12 protein-coding genes are annotated in these 21,026 nt (G+C 72.8%); 4 read left to right on the top strand and 8 right to left on the bottom strand.

Annotated features, from left to right (window positions below):
* Positions 1 to 106 precede the first annotated feature (106 nt).
* The 4 genes from G9272_RS30055 (at position 107) to G9272_RS30040 (ending at position 6,880) form a co-directional block, all read left to right on the top strand.
* Complete coding sequence (locus tag G9272_RS30055; protein WP_171399416.1) at positions 107 to 793, top strand: spermidine synthase; 687 nt, start codon at positions 107 to 109, stop codon at positions 791 to 793.
* 122 nt (positions 794 to 915) lie between these two features.
* Positions 916 to 1,656, top strand: coding sequence for a response regulator transcription factor (locus G9272_RS30050; protein ID WP_020130720.1), 741 nt, complete (start codon positions 916 to 918; stop codon positions 1,654 to 1,656).
* Complete coding sequence (locus G9272_RS30045; RefSeq protein WP_171399415.1) at positions 1,653 to 2,756, top strand: HAMP domain-containing sensor histidine kinase; 1,104 nt, start codon at positions 1,653 to 1,655, stop codon at positions 2,754 to 2,756. The genes G9272_RS30050 and G9272_RS30045 overlap by 4 nt, the downstream gene beginning before the upstream one ends.
* A gap of 302 nt (positions 2,757 to 3,058) precedes the next feature.
* Positions 3,059 to 6,880 carry a multifunctional oxoglutarate decarboxylase/oxoglutarate dehydrogenase thiamine pyrophosphate-binding subunit/dihydrolipoyllysine-residue succinyltransferase subunit gene (locus tag G9272_RS30040; protein WP_171399414.1) on the top strand — a complete coding sequence of 1,274 codons (3,822 nt, stop codon included), beginning with the start codon at positions 3,059 to 3,061 and terminating at the stop codon, positions 6,878 to 6,880.
* 92 nt (positions 6,881 to 6,972) lie between these two features.
* Here the strand turns inward: G9272_RS30040 and fxsT are convergent, their stop codons facing one another.
* From fxsT to G9272_RS29995, 8 genes are all read right to left on the bottom strand, one after another.
* Positions 6,973 to 10,014, bottom strand: coding sequence for an FxSxx-COOH system tetratricopeptide repeat protein (gene fxsT / locus G9272_RS30035; protein ID WP_171399413.1), 3,042 nt, complete (start codon positions 10,012 to 10,014; stop codon positions 6,973 to 6,975).
* A 130-nt stretch (positions 10,015 to 10,144) separates the two neighbouring features.
* Positions 10,145 to 11,917, bottom strand: coding sequence for an aKG-HExxH-type peptide beta-hydroxylase (locus tag G9272_RS30030; RefSeq protein WP_253267984.1), 1,773 nt, complete (start codon positions 11,915 to 11,917; stop codon positions 10,145 to 10,147).
* Entirely contained in the window at positions 11,914 to 13,119 is a 1,206-nt protein-coding gene (locus G9272_RS30020) for an FxsB family cyclophane-forming radical SAM/SPASM peptide maturase (RefSeq protein WP_171402235.1), read from the bottom strand. Before G9272_RS30020 ends, G9272_RS30030 begins: the two co-directional genes overlap by 4 nt.
* A 131-nt stretch (positions 13,120 to 13,250) precedes the next feature.
* On the bottom strand, positions 13,251 to 13,454 hold the full coding sequence (gene fxsA, locus G9272_RS30015) for an FxSxx-COOH cyclophane-containing RiPP peptide (RefSeq protein WP_171399412.1): 204 nt from the start codon (positions 13,452 to 13,454) through the stop codon (positions 13,251 to 13,253).
* A 25-nt stretch (positions 13,455 to 13,479) separates the two neighbouring features.
* Positions 13,480 to 16,941 carry an SAV_2336 N-terminal domain-related protein gene (locus G9272_RS30010; protein WP_171399411.1) on the bottom strand — a complete coding sequence of 1,154 codons (3,462 nt, stop codon included), beginning with the start codon at positions 16,939 to 16,941 and terminating at the stop codon, positions 13,480 to 13,482.
* Between the two features lie 7 nt (positions 16,942 to 16,948).
* The gene (locus G9272_RS30005) at positions 16,949 to 17,971 is read right to left on the bottom strand and encodes an AAA family ATPase (RefSeq protein WP_020130728.1); all 1,023 of its coding nucleotides are present in this window, start codon (positions 17,969 to 17,971) and stop codon (positions 16,949 to 16,951) included.
* A gap of 119 nt (positions 17,972 to 18,090) precedes the next feature.
* Positions 18,091 to 20,343: a trypsin-like peptidase domain-containing protein gene (locus tag G9272_RS30000; protein ID WP_253267983.1), complete on the bottom strand. Its 2,253-nt coding sequence runs from the start codon at positions 20,341 to 20,343 to the stop codon at positions 18,091 to 18,093.
* Positions 20,340 to 20,846, bottom strand: coding sequence for a CU044_2847 family protein (locus tag G9272_RS29995; protein ID WP_171399409.1), 507 nt, complete (start codon positions 20,844 to 20,846; stop codon positions 20,340 to 20,342). Before G9272_RS29995 ends, G9272_RS30000 begins: the two co-directional genes overlap by 4 nt.
* Between the last annotated feature and the right edge of the window lie 180 nt (positions 20,847 to 21,026).

Raw genomic sequence — 21,026 nt, 5'->3', positions numbered from 1 at the left:
CGCCCCGAAGTCGCTCCGAACCCGTTCCGAACAGATGTACGTCAACCTCATCCGCCGCCCACGGAAATCCCTCAACAAACCGTCAGGGAAGTGCCAGGATGGGCCGATGCCCATCCCGTACGACATCCCCGACGCGCCCGAAGTGCTGGACCGTCGCGAGGGCCCCTACGGTGAGGTCGTCCTGCGCCGACACGGGGAGTTGCTCCAGATCATCGCCAACGGCTGCTTCCTGATGGACACCTCGGACGGCCGCTCGGAGCGGCTCCTGGTCGACGCCGCACTGGCCACGCTGGACAGCCGTCCCTCGCCCGGCCTGCTGATCGGCGGCCTCGGCGTCGGCTTCTCCCTCGCGCACGCCGCCGCCGATCCCCACTGGGGCGCCGTCACGGTCGTGGAGCGCGAGCACGCCGTCATCGACTGGCATCTCGACGGCCCGCTGGCCGCGCTCTCCGGGGCCGCGCTCGCCGACCCCCGGTCGAAGATCGTCGAAGCGGACCTGCTCGACTACGTCAATGAGACATGCGACACGTTCGACGCGGTATGTCTCGACATCGACAACGGGCCCGACTGGACCGTCACCGAGGGCAACGACAGCCTCTATTCCACGGCCGGACTCGCAAGCTGCGCACGGGTGTTGAGACCCGGTGGGGTACTGGCCGTATGGTCGGCCCAGCCCTCACCGGAATTCGAGGGAACCATGAGGAATGCCGGGTTCCAACAGGTGCGTACCGAAGAGATCCCGGTTGCCCGAGGCGTGCCGGACGTCGTGCACCTCGCCGTCCGACCTGGATAGCAAAGCCGTGGTGACTCCCCGTACGCTGCACCCCTGACGCCGATCATTTACGCGTCAACCGCAGTCATGCGCAGACAAGGGATCACCCCACTGGTTCCGGAAAGCACACTCAGGGGCGGGCGATGGAGCAGACACACACCGCACACAACAGCACGGCGACGGCGACGCCGGGCGCGCAGCGGCGCGTCCTGGTGGTCGAGGACGACCCGACGATCGTCGACGCCATCGCGGCCCGCCTGCGCGCCGAGGGATTCCTCGTGCAAACGGCGGGCGACGGCCCGGCGGCCGTCGACACCGCCGAGGCCTGGCAGCCCGACCTGCTGATCCTCGACATCATGCTGCCCGGCTTCGACGGTCTGGAGGTCTGCCGTCGTGTGCAGGCCTCCCGCCCGGTGCCGGTCATGATGCTCACCGCGCGCGACGACGAGACCGACATGCTGGTCGGGCTCGGCGTGGGCGCCGACGACTACATGACCAAGCCGTTCTCGATGCGGGAGCTGGCGGCACGCGTGCATGTGCTGCTGCGCCGGGTGGAGCGGGCCGCGATCGCGGCGACGACTCCGCGCAGCGGGATCCTGCGGCTCGGCGAGCTGGAGATCGACCACGCGCAGCGCCGGGTGCGGGTGCGCTCGGAGGACGTGCACCTCACGCCCACCGAGTTCGACCTGCTGGTCTGCCTGGCGAACACCCCGCGCGCGGTGCTCTCCCGTGAGCAGCTCCTCGCGGAGGTCTGGGACTGGGCGGACGCCTCCGGCACCCGCACCGTCGACAGCCACATCAAGGCGCTGCGCCGGAAGATCGGCGCCGAGCGGATCCGCACGGTGCACGGCGTGGGCTACGCGCTGGAGACCCCGACGCCATGAGCTCCGGGCCGGACGGGCCGAGAAGCCCCGGGGAACCCTGGGGCCGGGTACGGCCGTTCTCGATCAAGACCAAGCTGGGTGCGCTGGTCGTCGTCTCGGTACTGATCACCACCGGCCTGTCGGTGATCGCGGTGCACACCAAGACGGAGCTGCGCTTCATCACGGTCTTCTCGATGATCGCCACACTGCTGATCACGCAGTTCGTGGCGCATTCGCTCACCGCGCCGCTGGACGAGATGAACACGGTGGCCCGGTCCATCTCGCACGGCGACTACACCCGCCGGGTGAGCGAGAACCGCCGCGACGAGCTGGGCGACCTGGCCCAGACGATCAACGTCATGGCGGACGAGCTGGAGGCGCAGGACCGGCAGCGCAAGGAGCTGGTGGCCAACGTCTCGCACGAGCTGCGCACGCCCATCGCCGGCCTGCGCGCCGTCCTGGAGAACGTCGTCGACGGCATCGCCGAGGCGGACACCGAGACGATGCGCACCGCCCTGAAGCAGACGGAGCGGCTCGGGCGGCTGGTGGAGACGCTGCTGGACCTGTCCCGCCTCGACAACGGCGTCGTCCCGCTGCGCAAGCGGCGCTTCGAGGTGTGGCCGTACCTGTCCGGCGTGCTGAAGGAGGCCAACATGGTCGCCTCGGCGCGCGCCACGATGGGCTCGGGCGGCAACCACACGCGCACCGACGTCCATCTGCACCTCGACGTGTCCCCGCCGGAGCTGACCGCACACGCGGACCCGGAGCGGATCCACCAGGTCGTCGCGAACCTGATCGACAACGCGGTCAAGCACAGCCCCGCGCACGGACGGGTGACGGTGAAGGCGCGGCGCGGGCCGCTGCCGGAGTCGCTGGAGCTCGAGGTCCTGGACGAGGGGCCCGGCATTCCGCGCTCGGAGTGGCGCCGTGTGTTCGAGCGGTTCAACCGGGGAGCCGTCCGCCGGCCGCACGGACCGGGCAGCGACGGCGGTACGGGGCTGGGGCTGGCGATCGCCCGCTGGGCGGTCGATCTTCACGGCGGCCGGATCGGAGTGGCTGAATCCGAGCGGGGCTGCCGGATTCTTGTCACTCTTCCGGGAGAGTCTTCCGTCCCAAGTTGACGTAAAGTTCGAACCGGAGCCACAAGATCCACCGACGTTCGCGCAGCCGGACACGTGTGATCAGGCAGCGGACCGTCCCAGGTCGGCACGGGTCCGCACGCTCAGCGTGCGCGACCTGCATCAACGCACCCCTTTTGACGCGCAACCGCGCTTGTTTCCCGCCATTTACAGCCGCGAAACGCGCTTTCCGATGTGACTTACGCGACGATGCACCGGCCCGGCCTGACCTTCCCCCTCCAGGGGGCGTAGCCTTTATTCCCGCTGTCCATCACCTTGTGAAGCGGAAGAGGGCGGTTGCCGCCGTGTCGCCACAGTCCCCCAGTAACGCATCGAGCATCTCGACCGACGCAGACCAAGCGGGCAAGAATCCCGCTGCCGCGTTCGGGCCGAACGAGTGGCTCGTCGATGAGATCTATCAGCAGTACCTCCAGGACCCGAACTCGGTAGACCGTGCCTGGTGGGACTTCTTCGCCGACTACAAGCCGGGGGCCGCCACTCCCTCGGCTCCGGCGGGTACTGCGGCCGCGGGGGCCGCAGCGACCACCACGCCCCCAGCACCCGCCGCACCGGCCGCACCGGCCCAGGCGGCGCCCGCTGCTCCGGCACCCGCCGCGCCGACTCCCGCGCCGGCCGCCGCCCCGAAGCCAGCGGCCGCCGCACCTGCCGCTGCCGCTGCTCCGGCTCCGGTGAAGGCGGCCCCGGCCGCCAAGCCGGCCGCCGCGCAGCCCGCGCCCGCCGCCGCCTCGGCCGCGCCGGGTCCGGAGTTCGTGACGCTGCGCGGCCCCGCCGCCGCGGTCGCCAAGAACATGAACGCCTCGCTGGAGCTGCCCACGGCCACGTCCGTGCGCGCGGTCCCGGTGAAGCTGCTGTTCGACAACCGCATCGTCATCAACAACCACCTCAAGCGCGCCCGGGGCGGGAAGATCTCCTTCACGCACCTGATCGGCTTCGCGATGGTGCAGGCCATCAAGGCCATGCCGTCGATGAACTGGCACTACGCGGAGAAGGACGGGAAGCCCACCCTCGTCAAGCCGCCGCACGTCAACTTCGGCCTGGCCATCGACCTGGTGAAGCCCAACGGCGACCGCCAGCTCGTCGTCGCCGGCATCAAGAAGGCCGAGACGCTGAACTTCTTCGAGTTCTGGCAGGCCTACGAGGACATCGTCCGCCGCGCCCGCGACGGCAAGCTGACGATGGACGACTTCACCGGCGTGACGGTCTCCCTGACCAACCCCGGCGGCCTCGGCACCGTCCACTCGGTGCCGCGTCTGATGCCCGGCCAGTCGGTCATCATGGGCGTCGGCTCGATGGACTACCCGGCGGAGTTCCAGGGCACCAGCCAGGACACCCTGAACAAGCTCGGCATCTCGAAGGTCATGACGCTCACGTCGACCTACGACCACCGGGTCATCCAGGGCGCCGCCTCCGGCGAGTTCCTCCGCGTCGTCGCCAACTTCCTCCTCGGGGAGAACGGCTTCTACGACGAGATCTTCGAGGCGCTGCGCATCCCCTACGAGCCGGTCCGCTGGCTCAAGGACATCGACGCCAGCCACGACGACGACGTCACCAAGGCCGCCCGGGTCTTCGAGCTGATCCACTCCTACCGGGTCCGCGGCCATGTCATGGCCGACACCGACCCGCTGGAGTACCGCCAGCGCAAGCACCCCGACCTGGACATCACCGAGCACGGCCTCACCCTGTGGGACCTGGAGCGCGAGTTCGCGGTCGGCGGCTTCGCGGGCAAGTCCCTGATGAAGCTGCGCGACATCCTGGGCGTGCTGCGCGACTCGTACTGCCGCACCACCGGCGTCGAGTTCATGCACATCCAGGACCCGAAGCAGCGCCGCTGGATCCAGGACCGCATCGAGCGCGCGCACAGCAAGCCGGAGCGCGAGGAGCAACTGCGCATCCTGCGCCGGCTGAACGCGGCGGAGGCCTTCGAGACCTTCCTCCAGACGAAGTACGTCGGCCAGAAGCGCTTCTCCCTGGAGGGCGGCGAGTCCGTCATCCCGCTGCTCGACGCGGTGCTGGACAGCGCGGCCGAGTCGCGGCTGGACGAGGTCGTCATCGGCATGGCCCACCGCGGCCGCCTGAACGTCCTCGCGAACATCGTCGGCAAGTCGTACGCGCAGATCTTCCGTGAGTTCGAGGGCAACCTCGACCCGAAGTCGATGCACGGCTCCGGCGACGTGAAGTACCACCTGGGCGCCGAGGGGACCTTCACGGGCCTGGACGGCGAGCAGATCAAGGTCTCGCTGGCCGCGAACCCGTCCCACCTGGAGACGGTCGACCCGATCATCGAGGGCATCAGCCGCGCCAAGCAGGACATCATCAACAAGGGCGGCACGGACTTCACCGTCCTGCCGGTCGCCCTGCACGGCGACGCGGCCTTCGCGGGCCAGGGCGTGGTGGCCGAGACCCTGAACATGTCGCAGCTGCGCGGTTACCGCACGGGCGGCACGGTCCACATCGTCATCAACAACCAGGTCGGCTTCACCGCCGCCCCGGAGTCCTCGCGCTCGTCGATGTACGCCACGGACGTGGCGCGCATGATCGAGGCCCCGATCTTCCACGTGAACGGCGACGACCCGGAGGCCGTGGTCCGCGTCGCGCGGCTGGCCTTCGAGTTCCGCCAGGCGTTCAACAAGGACGTGGTGATCGACCTCATCTGCTACCGCCGCCGCGGTCACAACGAGTCGGACAACCCGGCCTTCACCCAGCCGCTGATGTACGACCTGATCGACAAGAAGCGCTCGGTGCGCAAGCTGTACACCGAGTCCCTCATCGGTCGCGGCGACATCACCCTGGAAGAGGCCGAGCAGGCGCTCCAGGACTACCAGGGCCAGCTGGAGAAGGTCTTCACGGAGGTCCGCGAGGCCACCGCGCAGCCCGCCGCCGGCGACGCCCACGAGCCGCAGGACAACTTCCCGGTCGCGGTGAACACGGCCGTCTCCGCGGAGGTCGTCAAGCGCATCGCCGAGTCCCAGGTCAACATCCCCGACTACTTCCACGTCCACCCGCGTCTGCTGCCGCAGCTCCAGCGCCGAGCGTCGATGGTCGAGGACGGCACGATCGACTGGGGCATGGGCGAGACGCTGGCCGTCGGCTCCCTCCTCCTGGAGGGCACCCCGGTCCGGCTGTCCGGCCAGGACTCGCAGCGCGGCACCTTCGGCCAGCGCCACGCGGTGCTCATCGACCGCGAGACGGGTGAGGAGCACACCCCGCTCCAGTACCTCAACGACGAGCAGGCGCGCTACAACGTCTACAACTCCCTCCTCTCCGAGTACGCGGTGATGGGCTTCGAGTACGGCTACTCGCTGGCCCGCCCCGACGCGCTCGTGATGTGGGAGGCGCAGTTCGGCGACTTCGTCAACGGCGCGCAGACCGTGGTCGACGAGTACATCTCGGCGGCCGAGCAGAAGTGGGGTCAGACGAGCGGTGTCACGCTCCTCCTCCCCCACGGCTACGAGGGCCAGGGCCCGGACCACTCCTCGGCCCGTGTCGAGCGCTTCCTCCAGCTCTGCGCCCAGAACAACATGACGGTCGCGATGCCCACGCTCCCGTCGAACTACTTCCACCTCCTGCGGTGGCAGGTGCACAACCCGCACCACAAGCCGCTGGTCGTCTTCACCCCGAAGTCGATGCTGCGCCTCAAGGCCGCCGCGTCGAAGGCGGAGGAGTTCACGAGCGGCCAGTTCCGCCCGGTCATCGGCGACACGACGATCACCGACCCGGCGGCCGTGAAGAAGGTCGTCTTCTGCGCCGGCAAGGTCTACTACGACCTGGAGGCCGAGCGTCAGAAGCGCGGCGTCACGGACACGGCGATCATCCGCCTCGAGCGGCTGTACCCGCTCCCGGGTGCCGAGGTCCAGGCGGAGGTCAACAAGTACCCCAACGCCGAGAAGTACCTCTGGACCCAGGAGGAGCCGGCCAACCAGGGCGCCTGGCCGTTCATCGCCCTGAACCTGATCGACCACCTGGACCTCGCGGTCGGCGCGGACGTGCCGCACGGCGAGCGCCTGCGCCGCATCTCGCGCCCGCACGGCTCGTCCCCGGCGGTCGGCTCCGCCAAGCGACACCAGGCGGAGCAGGAGCAGCTGGTGCGTGAGGTGTTCGAGGCGTAGTCCTCACCCACCACGCCCGTCACGGGCGAAGGGCCCGGCCCCCGGAGGTTTCCGGGGGCCGGGCCCTTCGGCGTGCTCGGGCCGGCCGGGCGTCAGATGACCTGGGGTTCGAAGTCCCAGTAGGGGCGGTTGCGGGAGCGGGCCGAGACGGTGTGCGGGTGCTTGCTGCCGAGCGTCGCGTCGAGGTCCGAGAGGGCCTCCTGCTCGACCTTCTCGGCCTGCCGCCGGTCCCGCAGACCGCGCAGGTCCGCCGCGTACGCGATCCGCGCCGACAGGGTCAGCGGGTGGGTCCGGCCGAGCGACTCGATGGCCCGGGTCACCGTGTCCCGGCTGAGGTCGGCGGCGCTCTCGGTGTCGCCCACGATGTTGCGCAGGGCCGAGGCGTTCAGGGCGCAGCCCAGTGTCCAGGCGTGGTTCTCGCCCACCGCCTCGGTCATCGACGCCAGCGCCTGCTCCAGGAGGACATGGCCGGCCTCCCGCTCGCCGACGTTGCGCAGGATCAGCGCCTGGTTGGCGCGGGCGCCCGCGACGAAGGGGTGCCCGTCGCCGAGCATCACCTCGTAGCGTGCGACGACGGCCTCGCTGAGCTCGTGGGCCCGGTCGATGTCGCCGTGCTCGCGGGCGTAGCAGCTCTGGGCCGTCGCGAAGATCAGGGTCAGCGGGTGCGTCTCGCCCAGCACCCGCTCGCCGCGCTCCAGCACGCTGGAGAGCATCTCCCCGGGCTCCTCCCAGTCCATGCCGCGGTCCCGGCCGCGGTCACGGTCGCCCAGGCGGTAGCGACACAGCGCCAGGTTGTGCTCGGCGCTGAGGGTCTGCGGGTTGTCGCGGCCCATCACCAGACGGCTCTCGCGCACGTTCTTCGCCTGGATGGACTCGGCCTCGGCGTAGCGGCCGAGGAGCCGCAGGTCGATGGCGTAGTAGATCTCGGAGCCGAGGGTCCACGGATGACGGGCCCGCAGCAGCACCCGCCGGGACTCCAGGGTCTGCCGGTCGATGTCCAGGGCTTCCTGGTAGCGCCCGAGCAGCCGCAGGGAGACGGCGAGGTTGTTCAGCGAGTTGAGGCTTCGCGAGTCCTGCTCGCCCAGCAGGTCGCGGTATCCGACCAGGACCCACTGCGAGAGTTCCAGTGCCTCGTCGTAGCGGCCGAGGCCGCGCAGGTCGGCGGCGAGACCGGCGGCGGCCCGCAGATGCTCCAGGTCCTGGGGTCCGCGCTCCGCCTTCAGGTGCTCGGAGGCGGCGCGGCTGAGGGCCTCGGTCCCGGCGTAGTCGCCGACGGCGCGCAGCAGGTTGGTGTAGTGGTAGCTCAGCTCCCAGATCCTGGGGTGGGTCGGGCCGAGCAGCTCGCGCCAGGCCACCATCGCGCGCTCGCCGAGCTTGATGCCGGCGTTGTACTCACCGGAGAAGTACATGTAGCGCAGGCAGTTGAAGACCAGTCGCTGGACGGCCGGGTCCTGGGTCTGGAGCACGTCCGCGTACTTCAGATGCGGCACGATCTGGGCGTATCCCGGCCACAGGTCGGGGTCGGTGGGCCGGCGCGGGTCGGCCGCTGCGAGGGCCTGGCGTACGACGTCGATGAACTCCTTGCGGTCCGTGTCCGGCATGTCCTTGTGCACGATCTGGTGGACCATGCGGTGCAGGTACAGCGACTCGCCGGAGGCGGCCGCCTCGTCGCCGAGCGCTTCGTGGGACTCCAGGCGGACCACCGAGTACTGGCGGAGCTGGTTGATCGCCTTGTTCCACAGCAGCGGGTCGTTGAGCAGTCCGGCGAGCTGTTCGGGCAGTGCCTCGCTGGACATCTCGCGCAGCAGGCGGACGGGGATGAAGCCCGGTGCGAAGAACGTGCACAGCCGCAGCAGGTCGACCGACTCGGGGACGGTGTCGCGGAGTTTGTTCAGCAGTATCGACCACGCGGTCTGGAAGGCGAGCGGGAAGTCCGCCGACACCTTCACCACGTCGCTGTCGATGCCGCCGTCGAGCAGGGCGATGTACTGGCGCACCGAGAGGTCGGAGTCGTTCAGCCAGCCCGCCGTCTGGTCCAGCAGCAGCGGCAGGTCCTCCAGCGCGTCCGCGAGCTGGTCGGCCTCCACCTCCGTCAGCCGCGGGGCTCGGCGCCGGATGAACGCCACCGACTCGTCGCGGGCGTAGACGGGCACCTCCAGCAGCTTGCTGTTGTGCTCGGTCCATTCCGGGTTGCGGGAGGTGATGATGACGTGGCCGGGGCCGGTCGGCACCAGGTCCCAGATCTGGTCGGGTTCGTCCGCGCCGTCGAGGATCAGCAGCCAGCGCCCGTACGGTTCGCCGCGGCGCAGCGAGTCGCGGACCGCGCGCAGCCGCTCTCCGTACTCCTGGCCGGTCTGGAGGCCGAGTTTCGGGGCGAGTTCGGCGAGCAGCCGACGGTAGGTCACGCGTTTCTCGGCGTTGACCCACCAGACGACGTCGTACTCGGAGCCGAAGCGGTAGACGTACTCGGCGGACAGCTGGGTCTTGCCGACGCCCGACATGCCGTGGAACGTGACCACACCCGCGCCGGGCTCCGCGTTCCGCAGCACGTGGTAGGCCTCGTTGAGCAGCGACTCGCGGCCGGTGAACCGGGTGTTGCGGCGGGGCACCCCGCCCCAGACCTCGGGCATCGACGCCGGGAACCGGGGACCGCGGCGCGCCGCGTCGACGGGCTCGGGCAGCGGATCGGTCGGCAGGTCCAGCCGGTCGAGCAGCCGGCGCTCGGCCTCTTCGGCGCCCATGTTGGTCAGGTTGACCGGGGCGAGGACGGCGGTCGCGGAGGGCACGGACGCCGAGGTGACGGAGACGGCGGCGAACCGGGACGCGTCGGGGGCGACGACCTCGCGCAGCGCCGCGTTCCACTCCTCCTGCGTCCGGGGACCGAGCTGGAAGTACCACTCGCTGACGACGATGAGGATGCGGCCCTCGGCGAGTTCCAGGTCGCGCAACAGGTCCACCAGGGGGACGTCCGCCGGGGAGTCCCAGCGCAGGTACACCACCCGCAGGCCACGACGTTCGAGCCGGTCCCCGACCCAGGCCGCCCAGGCCCGGTTGAAACCCGCGAAATGGATCGTGACCGTCTGCCTCGCGGCCCCTCTCCCGGTTGCCCCCACCGGCGTACGAGCTCCAGACATGCAGCGGCCTCCAGCGCGTAGTACCAAAATCCTAGAACCTCGGCGCGTCGTGCGTAAGTCCGCCGACTTCATCCACGCGTGCCTCGATTCGACGATCTTCGCGCACCGGGCGGCCCCTTGCAGGCCATCCTCATTCTTTCGGGCGTGGCACGGCGGGAGCATGACGTTGTGTCCACAGAGCGCGTGCGGCCTTCACATACGCCTGGGCCCGCGCCGTGTGGTTGCGGGGCGCCGGATGGTCGGCCATACGCTCGTACGTGGCTGTCATCTCGTCGACGAACCGGCGTCCCCGGCGGGTGAGGTCGGGCGAGCCGACGAGTCCCGGCAGGGCCGCTCCGACCTGGGCGCGGTAGCGGGCGTGCCGCGACCAGGCGTACTCGCTGTCGGGCGGTGTGGTGCGCAGCGCGCGGCGCTGGAAGTAGTCCGCGAGGGCCAGGTGCGAGTAGACCCCCTGGAGCAGACCGTCGTACGGTCGGGGGTCGGTCTTCCAGGGGGCGAAGTAGCGGGCTTCCGCGTCGGCGTGATGGAGCGTCACGAGGTCGCCCAGGGCGGCCAGTTTGGCGTGGTGCAGTTCGTGGACGAGGGTCTCGGCCAATGCCAGGGCGTCCTGCGGGGTGCTGGAGAGCAGGGCGCCGAACGCCTCGTGCCGGGTCGCGCTGCAACTGTCCCGTCCCTCGGCGCCCGGCGGCCGCTCCAGCGGCACCAGGCAGCGCAGCAGCGCCACCGCCTCGGTCACCCGGTGCGCGCCGCCGGTGCGCAGTGCGGCCTCGGTGCCCGACCAGGCCTGGAGCCAGCGTTTGCCGTCGCCGTCGTCGAGGGTCGCGGCTCCGCCGAGCGTGCGGTGGCGGGGGCCGGGTGCGACACGGTAGGGATCCACGTCGTCCAGGGGCATGGGGCCGCCGGTGGACGCCAGCCCGGGCAGGGCGTGCACGGGAGTCCAGGCGAGGGCGCCGGACCAGGCCCCGATCCCGCTCTCCAGACACACGAGGACGTCCGGCGCGTCGGGCTGGCGCACCGTCAGGCACCCTTCGCGGTGGGTGACGTCGACGGGGACGTCACCTGTGGTGGCCGTGCGCAGCGAGCCGAGGGACGGCAGGGTGAGCACTCCGGCGTACGCGGTCAGCCGGACGGTGAACGGGATCCCGGCGCGTGCGGCCGCCACGGCGGCGATCGCGCTGAAGTGCGCGAGGTCCTGCCGGAGCCGACGGGACCGGGGCTCGTCCGGGGGACCCGCGCGGCCGTCGAGCCCGTGCAGACAGCTCAGGGCCCATGGCCCGGTCAACGGATGGAAGAGCCGGTCCCGAGCGGGCGAGAGTCCGACACCCGGCGGGGGCGGGGGAGGCTGGACGGTACCCGGTAAGGAATGCGGCGCACCGAGCGAGGAGTACGACATCCCGCGCGGGTCCTGTGGGGCGCCGCCCGGTGAGTGAGCGGTGCCCGACGACGGGTACGGCATCCCGCGCGGGCTCCAGGACTCGCCGCCCGGGGGGTGGGCAGCGCCTGACAACGGGTGGGGCACGCCGGGCCCGGGGGGCGGCATCCCGCGCGGGCTCCAGGACTCGCCGCCCGGGGGATGGGCGGCGCCTGACGACGGGTGGGGCACGCCGGGCCCGGGGGGCGGCATCCCGCGCGGGTTCCAGGACTCGCCGCCCGGGGGATGGGCGGCGCCCGGTGGCTTTGGGTGGTCGGCCTCGGCGAGCAGGGACCAGTCGTCGCGCAGCCGGGACTTTCGGCCGGGGGAGCAGAGCGCGGGGTCAGCCGCCTCGGCCGCGTCGAGGACGGCGCGCAGCAGGAGCAGCCGTCGGGTGTCCTGGTCCCGCACGAGGAGGGCCAGGGTGTCGGGGGTCCCCTCGGTGCGGCCGAGTTCCACGAGGGCCCGGTCGGGGACCGTCGGCCTTGTCACGGTGCGCCTCCTTCCCGGGCCGCGGGGACGGCGGCGGCCGCGGCGGCCGTGTCCTCGGCGAGCCGGCCGGCGACGTGGCGGATGAAGCGCTGGAGGTCCGCGCAGTACACGGACGGGTTGCGGAAGCCGTGCCCCGCCCGGTAGCGGTGGGCGTAGTGGCCGCCTCCGCAGACGGTCAGCAGGGGGCAGGCCCGGCACTGGTCCGCGAGGGCCGCGGCGCCCGCCTGCCGGGCCGCCACCGCGGGGTGCAGCAGCGCCTCGTCGAAGGCGTGCCGGAAGACGTCCAGGCCGGTGCGCGCGGCGCCGTCGTAGGCGGACTTCAGGGCGTCCACCTGTTCGATCGATCCGTCGGTCTCCACGACGACGGCGTCGAACGGCGCGAGGCCGAGGGCCTCGGTGACCGAGGGCAGCCCCAGCAGGAGCGCGACGCACTCCTCGAAGAGGCGGACCCGGGTCTCCCGCCGGCCGGCCCGCCACCAGCGGTCGAAGACGGCGCACAGCCACTCCCCGTGGCGGGCGTCCGCCCAGTGGGGCGGTGGGGCGGACCAGTTGCCGTGCGGCAGCAGGAAGTCCAGGCCGGGCGGTCGCAGGGTGAGGAGGGACTCGTACGTCTCCACCGGGTCCAGCGTGACGTCGACGACGGTGAGGATGCCGGCGTAGGCCTGCGGGGCCTGCTCGGCGACCAGCAGCGCCCCGCGCGCGGCGGCGGGCCAGGACGGGCGCCCCGCGTGGTCGACGCGGCGGGCGTTGTGCGCGGCGAGGCCGCCGTCGAGGCTGACGCCGATCCGGATGCCGGCGTCGGCCAGGACGGCGAGGCGCCGCGCGGTGAGGAGGGTGGCGTTGGTCTGGACGGTGGCGTGGACCGTGCAGCCGGCCGGGACGCGGTCGCGCACCAGGGCGGTGAAGCGGGCCAGCTTCCCGGCGCCGGCCAGCAGGGGCTCGCCGCCGTGCAGGACGAGGGAGATGTCCGCGAGGCCGTGGGTGGCGGCGTGTTCGGCGATACGGGTCGCGGTGCGGTCGAGGACCTCGTCGGCGGCGGCCGCGGGGCGGGTGCGCCAGGTGGAGTCGGGGCCCTCGTAGAGGTAGCAGTAGGTGCAGGCGAGGTTGCAGCGGCCGTGCGTCTTCACGATGAACTGGCGGAAGGCCTGTCGAGACACTCCAGCACCCCCATGCCTAGGCCCTTGAGCCGCATGGGGGCGCATTCCCGGGCGGGCACGGGTCACAAACCCCACCCGACCGAAGTTGTCCGAGTCGCGCACAGAAGAAACCGGAATCGACTCCGAACGATCGAGTGGCTCGAATCGGGTGGTCGGTGGAGCCGACGGCGGTTGCCTCAGAGCGCCGAGGCGAACCCCCACAGCGGCTCGCTCGTCTGTCCCGCGCGGTCCCGCAGCTCTTCCAGCAGCTCCAGCAGCACGGGATGCTCGATCGTCCCCAGCTCCGTGAGACCCAGCGACAGCAGATCCGGCAGCGGCTCCCCCGCGCCGGGGGCCTCCGGCGCCACCGTCACCCCCGCGAACCCGTCCTGTTCGTCCATGCCCACCCCTCCCGACTCTCTCCGCTCATGTCACACGTTCCAGTGCGGCCAGCCGCCGCGCCGTCTGCTCCGCCGTCGGCTCGCCCGTGCCCAGGTGGTCGTCCGGCAGCCTCGACCACTCCGCGCGGGCCAGGCGGTATGCCTCGCGGGCGGCACGCGGCCGGGCGGCCGCCTCATAGGACATACCCCGCCAGTGATGCGCCTGCGCACACAACTCGACGGCCTCATGGCGCCGACGACCGGTTTCGGCCATCCCCTCCGCCTCCCGGGCCGCCTCCGCCGCGTCGCGGAAGGCGTCGACCGCGAGGTCGAGCCGGGCCGGGCGGCGCAGGCTGCGATAGGCCTCGAACTGGACCTGGCCGAGGTCCAGCCGGCAGCGGGCGGCCAGCAGCGGATCCCCCGCCTCCGCCGCCGCGAGGCCGAAGAGGTGCTCGGCCTCGCGCAGGTCGACCCGGTCCCCGCGGGCCCGGTAGCGCAGCATCAGCGCGCGGCCGAGCAGCAGCAGCCGGTGGGCGACCTGACGGCTGCCCGCCGGGGTCTCCATCCGGCAGTCCCGCAGCACGCGGATCGCCCGGGACAGCACGTCCTGCGCCCGTGCCCCGGACTGGAGCCCGGCCAGCCGCAGCAGCGCCTCGCCCCACTCGGCGAGGACGTCGGCGTGCGCGGGCGCGTCGCGGGACATCCGCTGGGCGGCCTGCGCGAAGCGGTCCGCGGCCGCCTCCAGCTCCGCCGGTTCGCCCGACTCGGCGTAGCGGGCCACGGCGATCCGGCCGGCCCGCGCCAGCAAAGAGGCGCGCCGGCCCTGTTCGCGCACCAGGGCGAGGGCCTCGTCGACCCGGGCCTGGGCGTCGTCCAGCGGGCCGCCCGCCTGGAGCAGCGCGTCGACCAGGTCGAGCAGGATGCGCACCCGCGCGCGTGCCGACTCGGCGGTGTACGGCTCCGCGCCGGTGTCCAGGGCGTTGCGCAGCGACTGCGCGCCCTGCTCGGCGTAGAGCCGTGCCTGGACGGGATCGGCGGTGGCGCCGGAGAGTCGCAGCAGGATCCGGCCGTGCTCCAGGGGGAGTTCGGGCGGGCGCTGACGCCGGTCGGGCCAGACGTCGGCGAAGGCCTCCAGCATGCCGACGGCGCCCTGGAGCAGCGCGCTGTCCCCGCCGAGCCGCCACTGGGCCTCCAGGGCGCGCACCCGTTCCAGGGTGAGTTTCAGCGCCTGGTTCTCGTCGAGCCCGGGCGCCGCGCAGGCGACGGCGTACTCGCGGTCGGCGCGGCGCAGCAGGTCCAGGGCGCCGGGGCGGTCGCCGCGTCGCCTGCGGTCGGTCGCGGCCGCGTGCAACACCCGGGCCAGCACGGCCCGTTCGTGCAGCCGACCCGGGTGCGCGGTCGCCCGTTCCGCAGCCGCCTCGGCCTCCTGGAGGAGGTCGTCGCCGCCCTGCACCTCCCACAGCCGCAGAGTGCAGTGCGCGTACTCGGCCCACAGTTCGGGGTCCGCGCCCGCCCGCTCGCGCTCGGTGGCGCCGCGCAGCAACTGCACCGCGTCGATGACGTCCTGGATCATGCCCTCGCTGTCGAAGCGCTCGATCAGCGCTCGGGCCCTGCGGACCGCCTGGTGTGTCGGCCGGTCCACGGGCTGTCCCGGTCCGGTCCGGCTTCCGAGGCTCTCGAACTGCTCGGGCAGCGGCATGAACCGCCGCAGCACGCGGGCCGCGACCTCCGCGAAGGGCTGGGGCACGGGGGCCTCCTCGCCGTTGCCGCCGTTGTCCCCGTGATCCCCGTTGTCGCCGTGGTCGCCGTGATCCGTGCGCTGGGCGGCGGGCGCGTACGGGCGGCCCGCGCCGCCGTCGCCGAGCTGGGCCAGGGCGAGGGCCGGGAAGTTGGGGCCGCCCTTGCCGAAGCGCTGCTCGATGTACTCCGAGCAGTGCTTGAGCACCAGCATGGCCTCGTCGCGGCCCAGCCGGGACAACAGGGCGTCCCGCACGTCGGGCTCGATGCGGTACCACTGGGCGCCGCCGTCGGCGTACTCCTCCGACGCGCGCGTGACCAGGCCGCCGACCAGCACCTCGGCGAGTTCGGCCGGCCCGGAGTCGGGCAGCATCGTGCGCTGGACGAGCTGCATCACGGGCAGGCACAGGGGTGCGGCGGCCAGATAGACGGCGAGCCGTCCGGCGGCCGGGGAGGCGCTGGAGCTGAACCTGCTGACCCGTTCGAACGGCGTGCGCCGTCGGTCGGCGCGTGCCGCCGGGGCGGCCGGCTGGTCCGCGCGCACCCAGCCCACGGCCCCCGGGACGGGCCCGGCGCCGGCCCCGGACAGCAGCCTGGCCCAGGCGCCCAGGGCCACCGGCTCGGGCGGCAGCACCGGCACCGGCAGCGCTCCCCGGCGCGCCTCCGCCGGGACCCCCGCGGGGGTGCGTACGCGCAGTGCGGCCGCTCCGCCCAGCGTCTCGCCGCGGCTCAACTCGCAGAACAGCACGGGAAGTCGGGTGCGGTTCCACAGGCGCTGCGGCAGCGGCTGGAGCACGGCGACCGGGCCCTGCCGGGAGAGGTGGTGCAGCAGCCGGTGCGCGTGGCCGCTGTGCCACAGGGGGCCCGCGCAGTCGCTGACGAACAGGACGATCCGGCGGCCGGTGGGGTCGCTGAGCCGGTCCGCGGAGTGCAGCGGCGCCGCGTAGGCGTCGGGGCTGCGGCTGACGGCCGGCTCACCGTCCGGCCCCTGGTGCAGATGGCTGACCTGGATGTCGGAGAAGGCGCCCAACTGGCCGAAAACCTGCTGAAGTTCGATGAACAGCCGGTCCCACACCCGCATCGAGGACGAGGCGTCCAGGACCAGCTGGAGCCGGGCGTCGCCCCGGGTGACGGCCCGGTACACGGGCAGGATCAGGCCGCCCGCCTGCGCGCTGCGCTCCGCCGTCGCCGTCTCGTCGAGCCGCATGCGCAGCGGCGGCGCGGGGCTCCGGTAGCGCTGAAGCCGCCGTAATGCGCGCTGGAGTTCGAGCGGGGCGGGCAGCACGGGGGCAGCGGGTACGCCCACCGGCAGCGCGGCGGCCCGCCCCGCGCCACGGGTCCGCTCCACCCCGTCCTGCGGGACCGGGTACAGACTCACCCGCCCGTCGGCCCCCACGCCCTGCGGTGGCCGCTCCGGCCGTTCGGGGCGGTCCCCCCGCGGCCGTCCGTCCCGGTCCCGTCCCCGTCCGCCGTCGGGCAGGGGCGTGGGCCGGCCGCCGGTTCCGGCCGGCGGGTCGTCCTGGTCGGAGGCCTCGGCCGGCCGGGTCCAGCGCGCCAGCCAGAGCGCGTCGCACAGCTGCGGCACATCGGGGTCGAGTCCGACGTCACGCAACCGCACGACGAGTTCGGCGAGCGGATCACCGCCGCGCGGTACGGGCGCCGAGGCACCGGCGGGCTCGACGGAGCCGCCTCCGGCCGGGACGGCACCCGGGGTGCCGGGACGGCGGCCGTCGGGCGGGACGGGGCCGTGGCGGGCCGCTGCGTCGGGCATCAGGCCCTCACCTCGGGCGGTCGAGTCGCTGGATGAGCAGGTCGGCCAGGCGGTCACGACTGGGCGGCGCGGCCGCGTCGGTGAGGTAGATCGCGTTCAGCAACTGGTCCGCCGCGAGGAGTTCACTGCGCGACCGCTCCAGGAACCGCGTGATCAGATCGTCCCCCGCGCGCGCCGCCTCGTCACCGAGATGCGCGCGTACGAAGGTGGCGAGCCGGTTGTGGTCGGGGCGCCCCAGCTCCAGGTGGATGCACCGGCGCATCAGCGGGGCCGGGAAATCGCGCTCGCCGTTGCTGGTGAGCACGACGAACGGGAAGGCGCGGCAGCGCACGCGGCCGTCCCGCACCCGGACCTTCACCCCGTCGGCGGTCAGCACCTCCGCCTCGCCGTCCGGCAGCCGGTCGGCGATGCGCTCCAGCTCGGGAATGGCGAACTCGCCCTCCTCGAGCACGTTCAGCAGGTCGTTGGGCAGGTCGATGTCGCTCTTGTCCAGCTCGTCGATGAGCAGCACGCGCGGAGTGTCGGAGGGCAGCAGCGCGGTGCCGAGCGGTCCCAGCCGGATGTAGCTGCCGATGCCCTCGACCGCGCCGGGCGAGCCCGCCGCCGACCCGAACCCGCCCTGCGCGGCGATCTGCACGTCCTGGAGCCGGGCGATCGCGTCGTAGTGGTACAGCCCGTCCTGGAGTGCGGAACGGCTGACGATCGACCAGCGCAGCACGTTGCCGAGACCGAGTTCGTACGCCACCGAGTGGGCGAGCGTGCTCTTGCCCGCGCCGGGACTGCCCGTGACGAGCAGGGGGCGGCGCAGATAGAGCGCCGCGTTGATCATCTCCAGCTCCTCGGCTCCCGGCCGGTGCAGTTCCGCCAGGTGCCGGTGCGCGCCGAGCCTGCGGTCCTGGGACCCGTCGCCGGAGCCCGCCGCGTCACGGCTGGTGAAGTCCCGCCAGGGGGGCGGATCGGGCAACCGCTCGATCCCGTCGTGCGGTTCGCCGGCGCCTCGGTAGATGAGCCACTCACTGGATTCGGTCATGATCCGGTCCTCGTCACTCGTCCACCGCCGCGGCCGTCCGAACGTGCATCACGTTATCCATCCTGGAGGTGCCTGGTAAGGGGCCGACCGGCCCGCGCGCGGGTGTGTTCAAGGGGGGCTCAAGGGGCCTCCAACAGGTCACCTGTTCCGGGCAGCGGCTGGTGGGGATCGTCGTACAGCAGGGCGACGCCGTCGGCCCAGAACGACTCCGTGCGGCCCGCGCGCAGCCGCATCCGGAGATCGTGCACGGCCTCGGGCAGATGCTGCGCACTCGGCGGTTCGGCGATCCCGTCGATCGTGCCGCGGTGGAACTCCCCGCAGACGGCGTCGGCCCGGCCGCGCCGCCGACGCCACAGCGCCACGCCGTAGCCGCCGAGCACGATCCGGGCCAGCGCCTCCGCGTCGTCCTCGTAACGGAGGTCGCCGTAACGGCAGAGCACCGGGACGGTGCCGTGCGACAGGGCGCGCAGCTGCTCCACGGTCGGTACGGGTTTACGCAACCCCTCGTCGCAGTCCAGGACTTCGGCCTTGGCGCGGTGCGCGTGCAGCCAGCGCCAGCGGGCCCGGCGCTCCGCGTCCAGGTCGTCCAGGTCGTCCACGTCGTCCAGGTCGTCAGCGCCGCCGGCACCGTCGGCTTCAGCCGTATCGTCCGGTTCTCCCCCGCCCCCGTACGCGCCGAACGCCTCGTCGGGCAGCCGGTCGCGGTCGGAGCAGCGCACGACGACCGGCCGCAGCGCCCCCAACGGCTCCTGTCCGGGCGCGAGTTGCCAGTTGTCGACCTCCAGGCCGAGCAGCGCGTGGGGCAGCGCCACCTGGAGGAGCGCGGGCCTGCCGGGCTCGTCGCAGTGCCGGAAGGCCTCCCCGAGCGGGCCGGCGAGCTGCGCGGGCAGGTCGGCCAGCGGAGTGCGCTCGGCCTCGTGCAGCCGGACCACCTCACCGCCGGGCGCGGCCACGGAGACCGACCAGTCGCAGCGGTCCGGCTCCCAGCCCCGCCGCACCAGTTCGAGCAGGGCGGAGGGCCGGGCCACGCTGCCGACGGAACGGGCACGCGCGCGTGCGTCGGGCCCACCCCGCCGGTGAGGTTTGCGCCTGCCGGGACCGTCCGTCGGGTGGAGGCCGCCGGAGACCGTGTCGGGGGCGTCGCGCTCCGCCTCGTCGCGTCGGCGCAGCCGCTCGATCCGCTGCTCGGCGAGACCGGACCGGTAACGGGCGCTCAGCCGCTGCGCGGCCTGCCACACCCAGACCCACAGGGCCTTCTCGGCGTCCGGGGTGCTGGGCACGACGAACGGGCGCGGAGCGGACATCGCGCGCATCGCGTAGTCGAGGACGAGTTCCAGTGCCCCGTCGTCACTCGCGCTCTCGTACAGCGCTCCGAGGCCGTCGCGCCAGCCGCGTGGCGCGGGCAGCGGGGTGGGGGCCTGGAAGTCGGGGAGGGAGTCGAGGATGTCCAGCAGGCTTCGGGTGCTCTCGGGCGGCGGGAGTTCGGCGAGCCGGCCCAGCAGCTGGATCCGCTCGTCCGGGCTGAGGGTGCGGCCCGGGCGCGCGCCGAGCCTGCCCTGGACGTCGGTCCAGGTCTGCCGCCGGGAGGCCGGGTGGCGCTGGCGGTCGCGGTGGTAGCGGTCGTGGGCGTGGAAGACCGCCTGGTAGAGGTCGCTGTGCTCGGCCTCCGCCGCCGCGGGGACCCGCAGGGTGCGCAGCTGCTCGATCCCGGTGGACGTGCCGCCGGGCCGGTGGTCCGAGCGCGCCTTCAGCACGCCGATCACCTCGCCGCGCTCGGGGTCGATCACCGGGCCGCCCGAGACGCCGTACGGCAGGTCGTTGTCGCCCAGCCGCATCTGCACGTCCGAGGACCAGCCGCCGATGGTGCCCTGCACGGTGAGCGTGCCGTCCAGGACCTGTAAGCGGCCCTCGTTCTCGGTCCAGCCGGCGTACAGCACCCGGCCCTCGCCGTAGTAGGCCGCCGGACGCTCGGAGACATACACGCACTCGTGGTCGTCGACGGGTTCGGTCAGCTGGACCAGGGCGAGGTCCGGGGCGGGCCAGTTGCCGGCGAGGGCCCGCCCGGCGCGGTCGGCCCGGTCGGGAAGGGTGGCCACCACCCGGCCGGGGGCGGCGGACGTGCCCCGCCCCGGTGCCGTCTCATACACCACCGTGACCTCGCCCCCCTCCCCGCCGCAAGCCACATGTGCGCAGGTCAGAACCCAGTTCGGGGCGACGAAGAAGCCACTCCCGAGGAACGTGTCGGGCTCCTCCAGGGCATACCCGACGACCGGGCGATGAATGCGCACGGTCGCCGCCACGACGAGTCCACGCAGTGCACGACGGGCCGCATCGAACGCGTTCGATGCGCCCGGGGCGTGCCCGCCCGTCATTCCGCGCCCCCGCCCACGGTGCCGTCGGCGCCCCCGTGCATCGGCGCGCCGGGGGACGCGCCCGCGCGCCGGACCCCGTCCTCGTCGGACGATGAGCCGTCACGCGCGCGGGAGCCCGCGCCGGGGGGCGCGGGAGGTGATGTGTCGAGGTCCGGTGGCCCGCTGTTCCAGGTGAGGGTGACCGTGATGCCGGCCTTGGCCTCTCCGTCGGCGAGCAAGCCCACGACCTTCCCGGCCTTGGCGGTCAGCTCGATGCCGAACTCGACACTCACCTCGTCGGGCCGCACCGCGCGCAGCGGTTCCGCCAGCGACCGCGCGACCCCCGTGACGAGCGCGTGCAGACTCTCCACGCTCGCCTCCACCCGCTCGGCGAACCCGGTGTCGCTGTACGACAGCCGCCCGGACGGCGCGGACAGCTCCCCCGCCCCCGAGATCCGGGCCCAGACGGGCGTCCCGTCCGGCAGCGCGATGCGGGCCACCCGCGTCACGTCCTCACCACTCATGGCACTCCCCCGCTTTCCCCAGTCCCCCCGGCCCCGCCCGTCGGTGCGCAGGCCGGCCGCGGGGTTCCGACCGCGCGCGGGCTCCGGCGGCCCGCGGGACGCCGTCCCCCTGCGCCTATCCTTTTCCTGTCCCCTCCCCACCGGAGAGCGGATCTCTGCCTCCCCTCGCAGGAACAAGGG

This window comes from Streptomyces asoensis (assembly GCF_013085465.1).
GTDB lineage: Bacteria > Actinomycetota > Actinomycetes > Streptomycetales > Streptomycetaceae > Streptomyces > Streptomyces cacaoi_A.
This window is presented reverse-complemented; position numbering and strand designations above follow the sequence as displayed.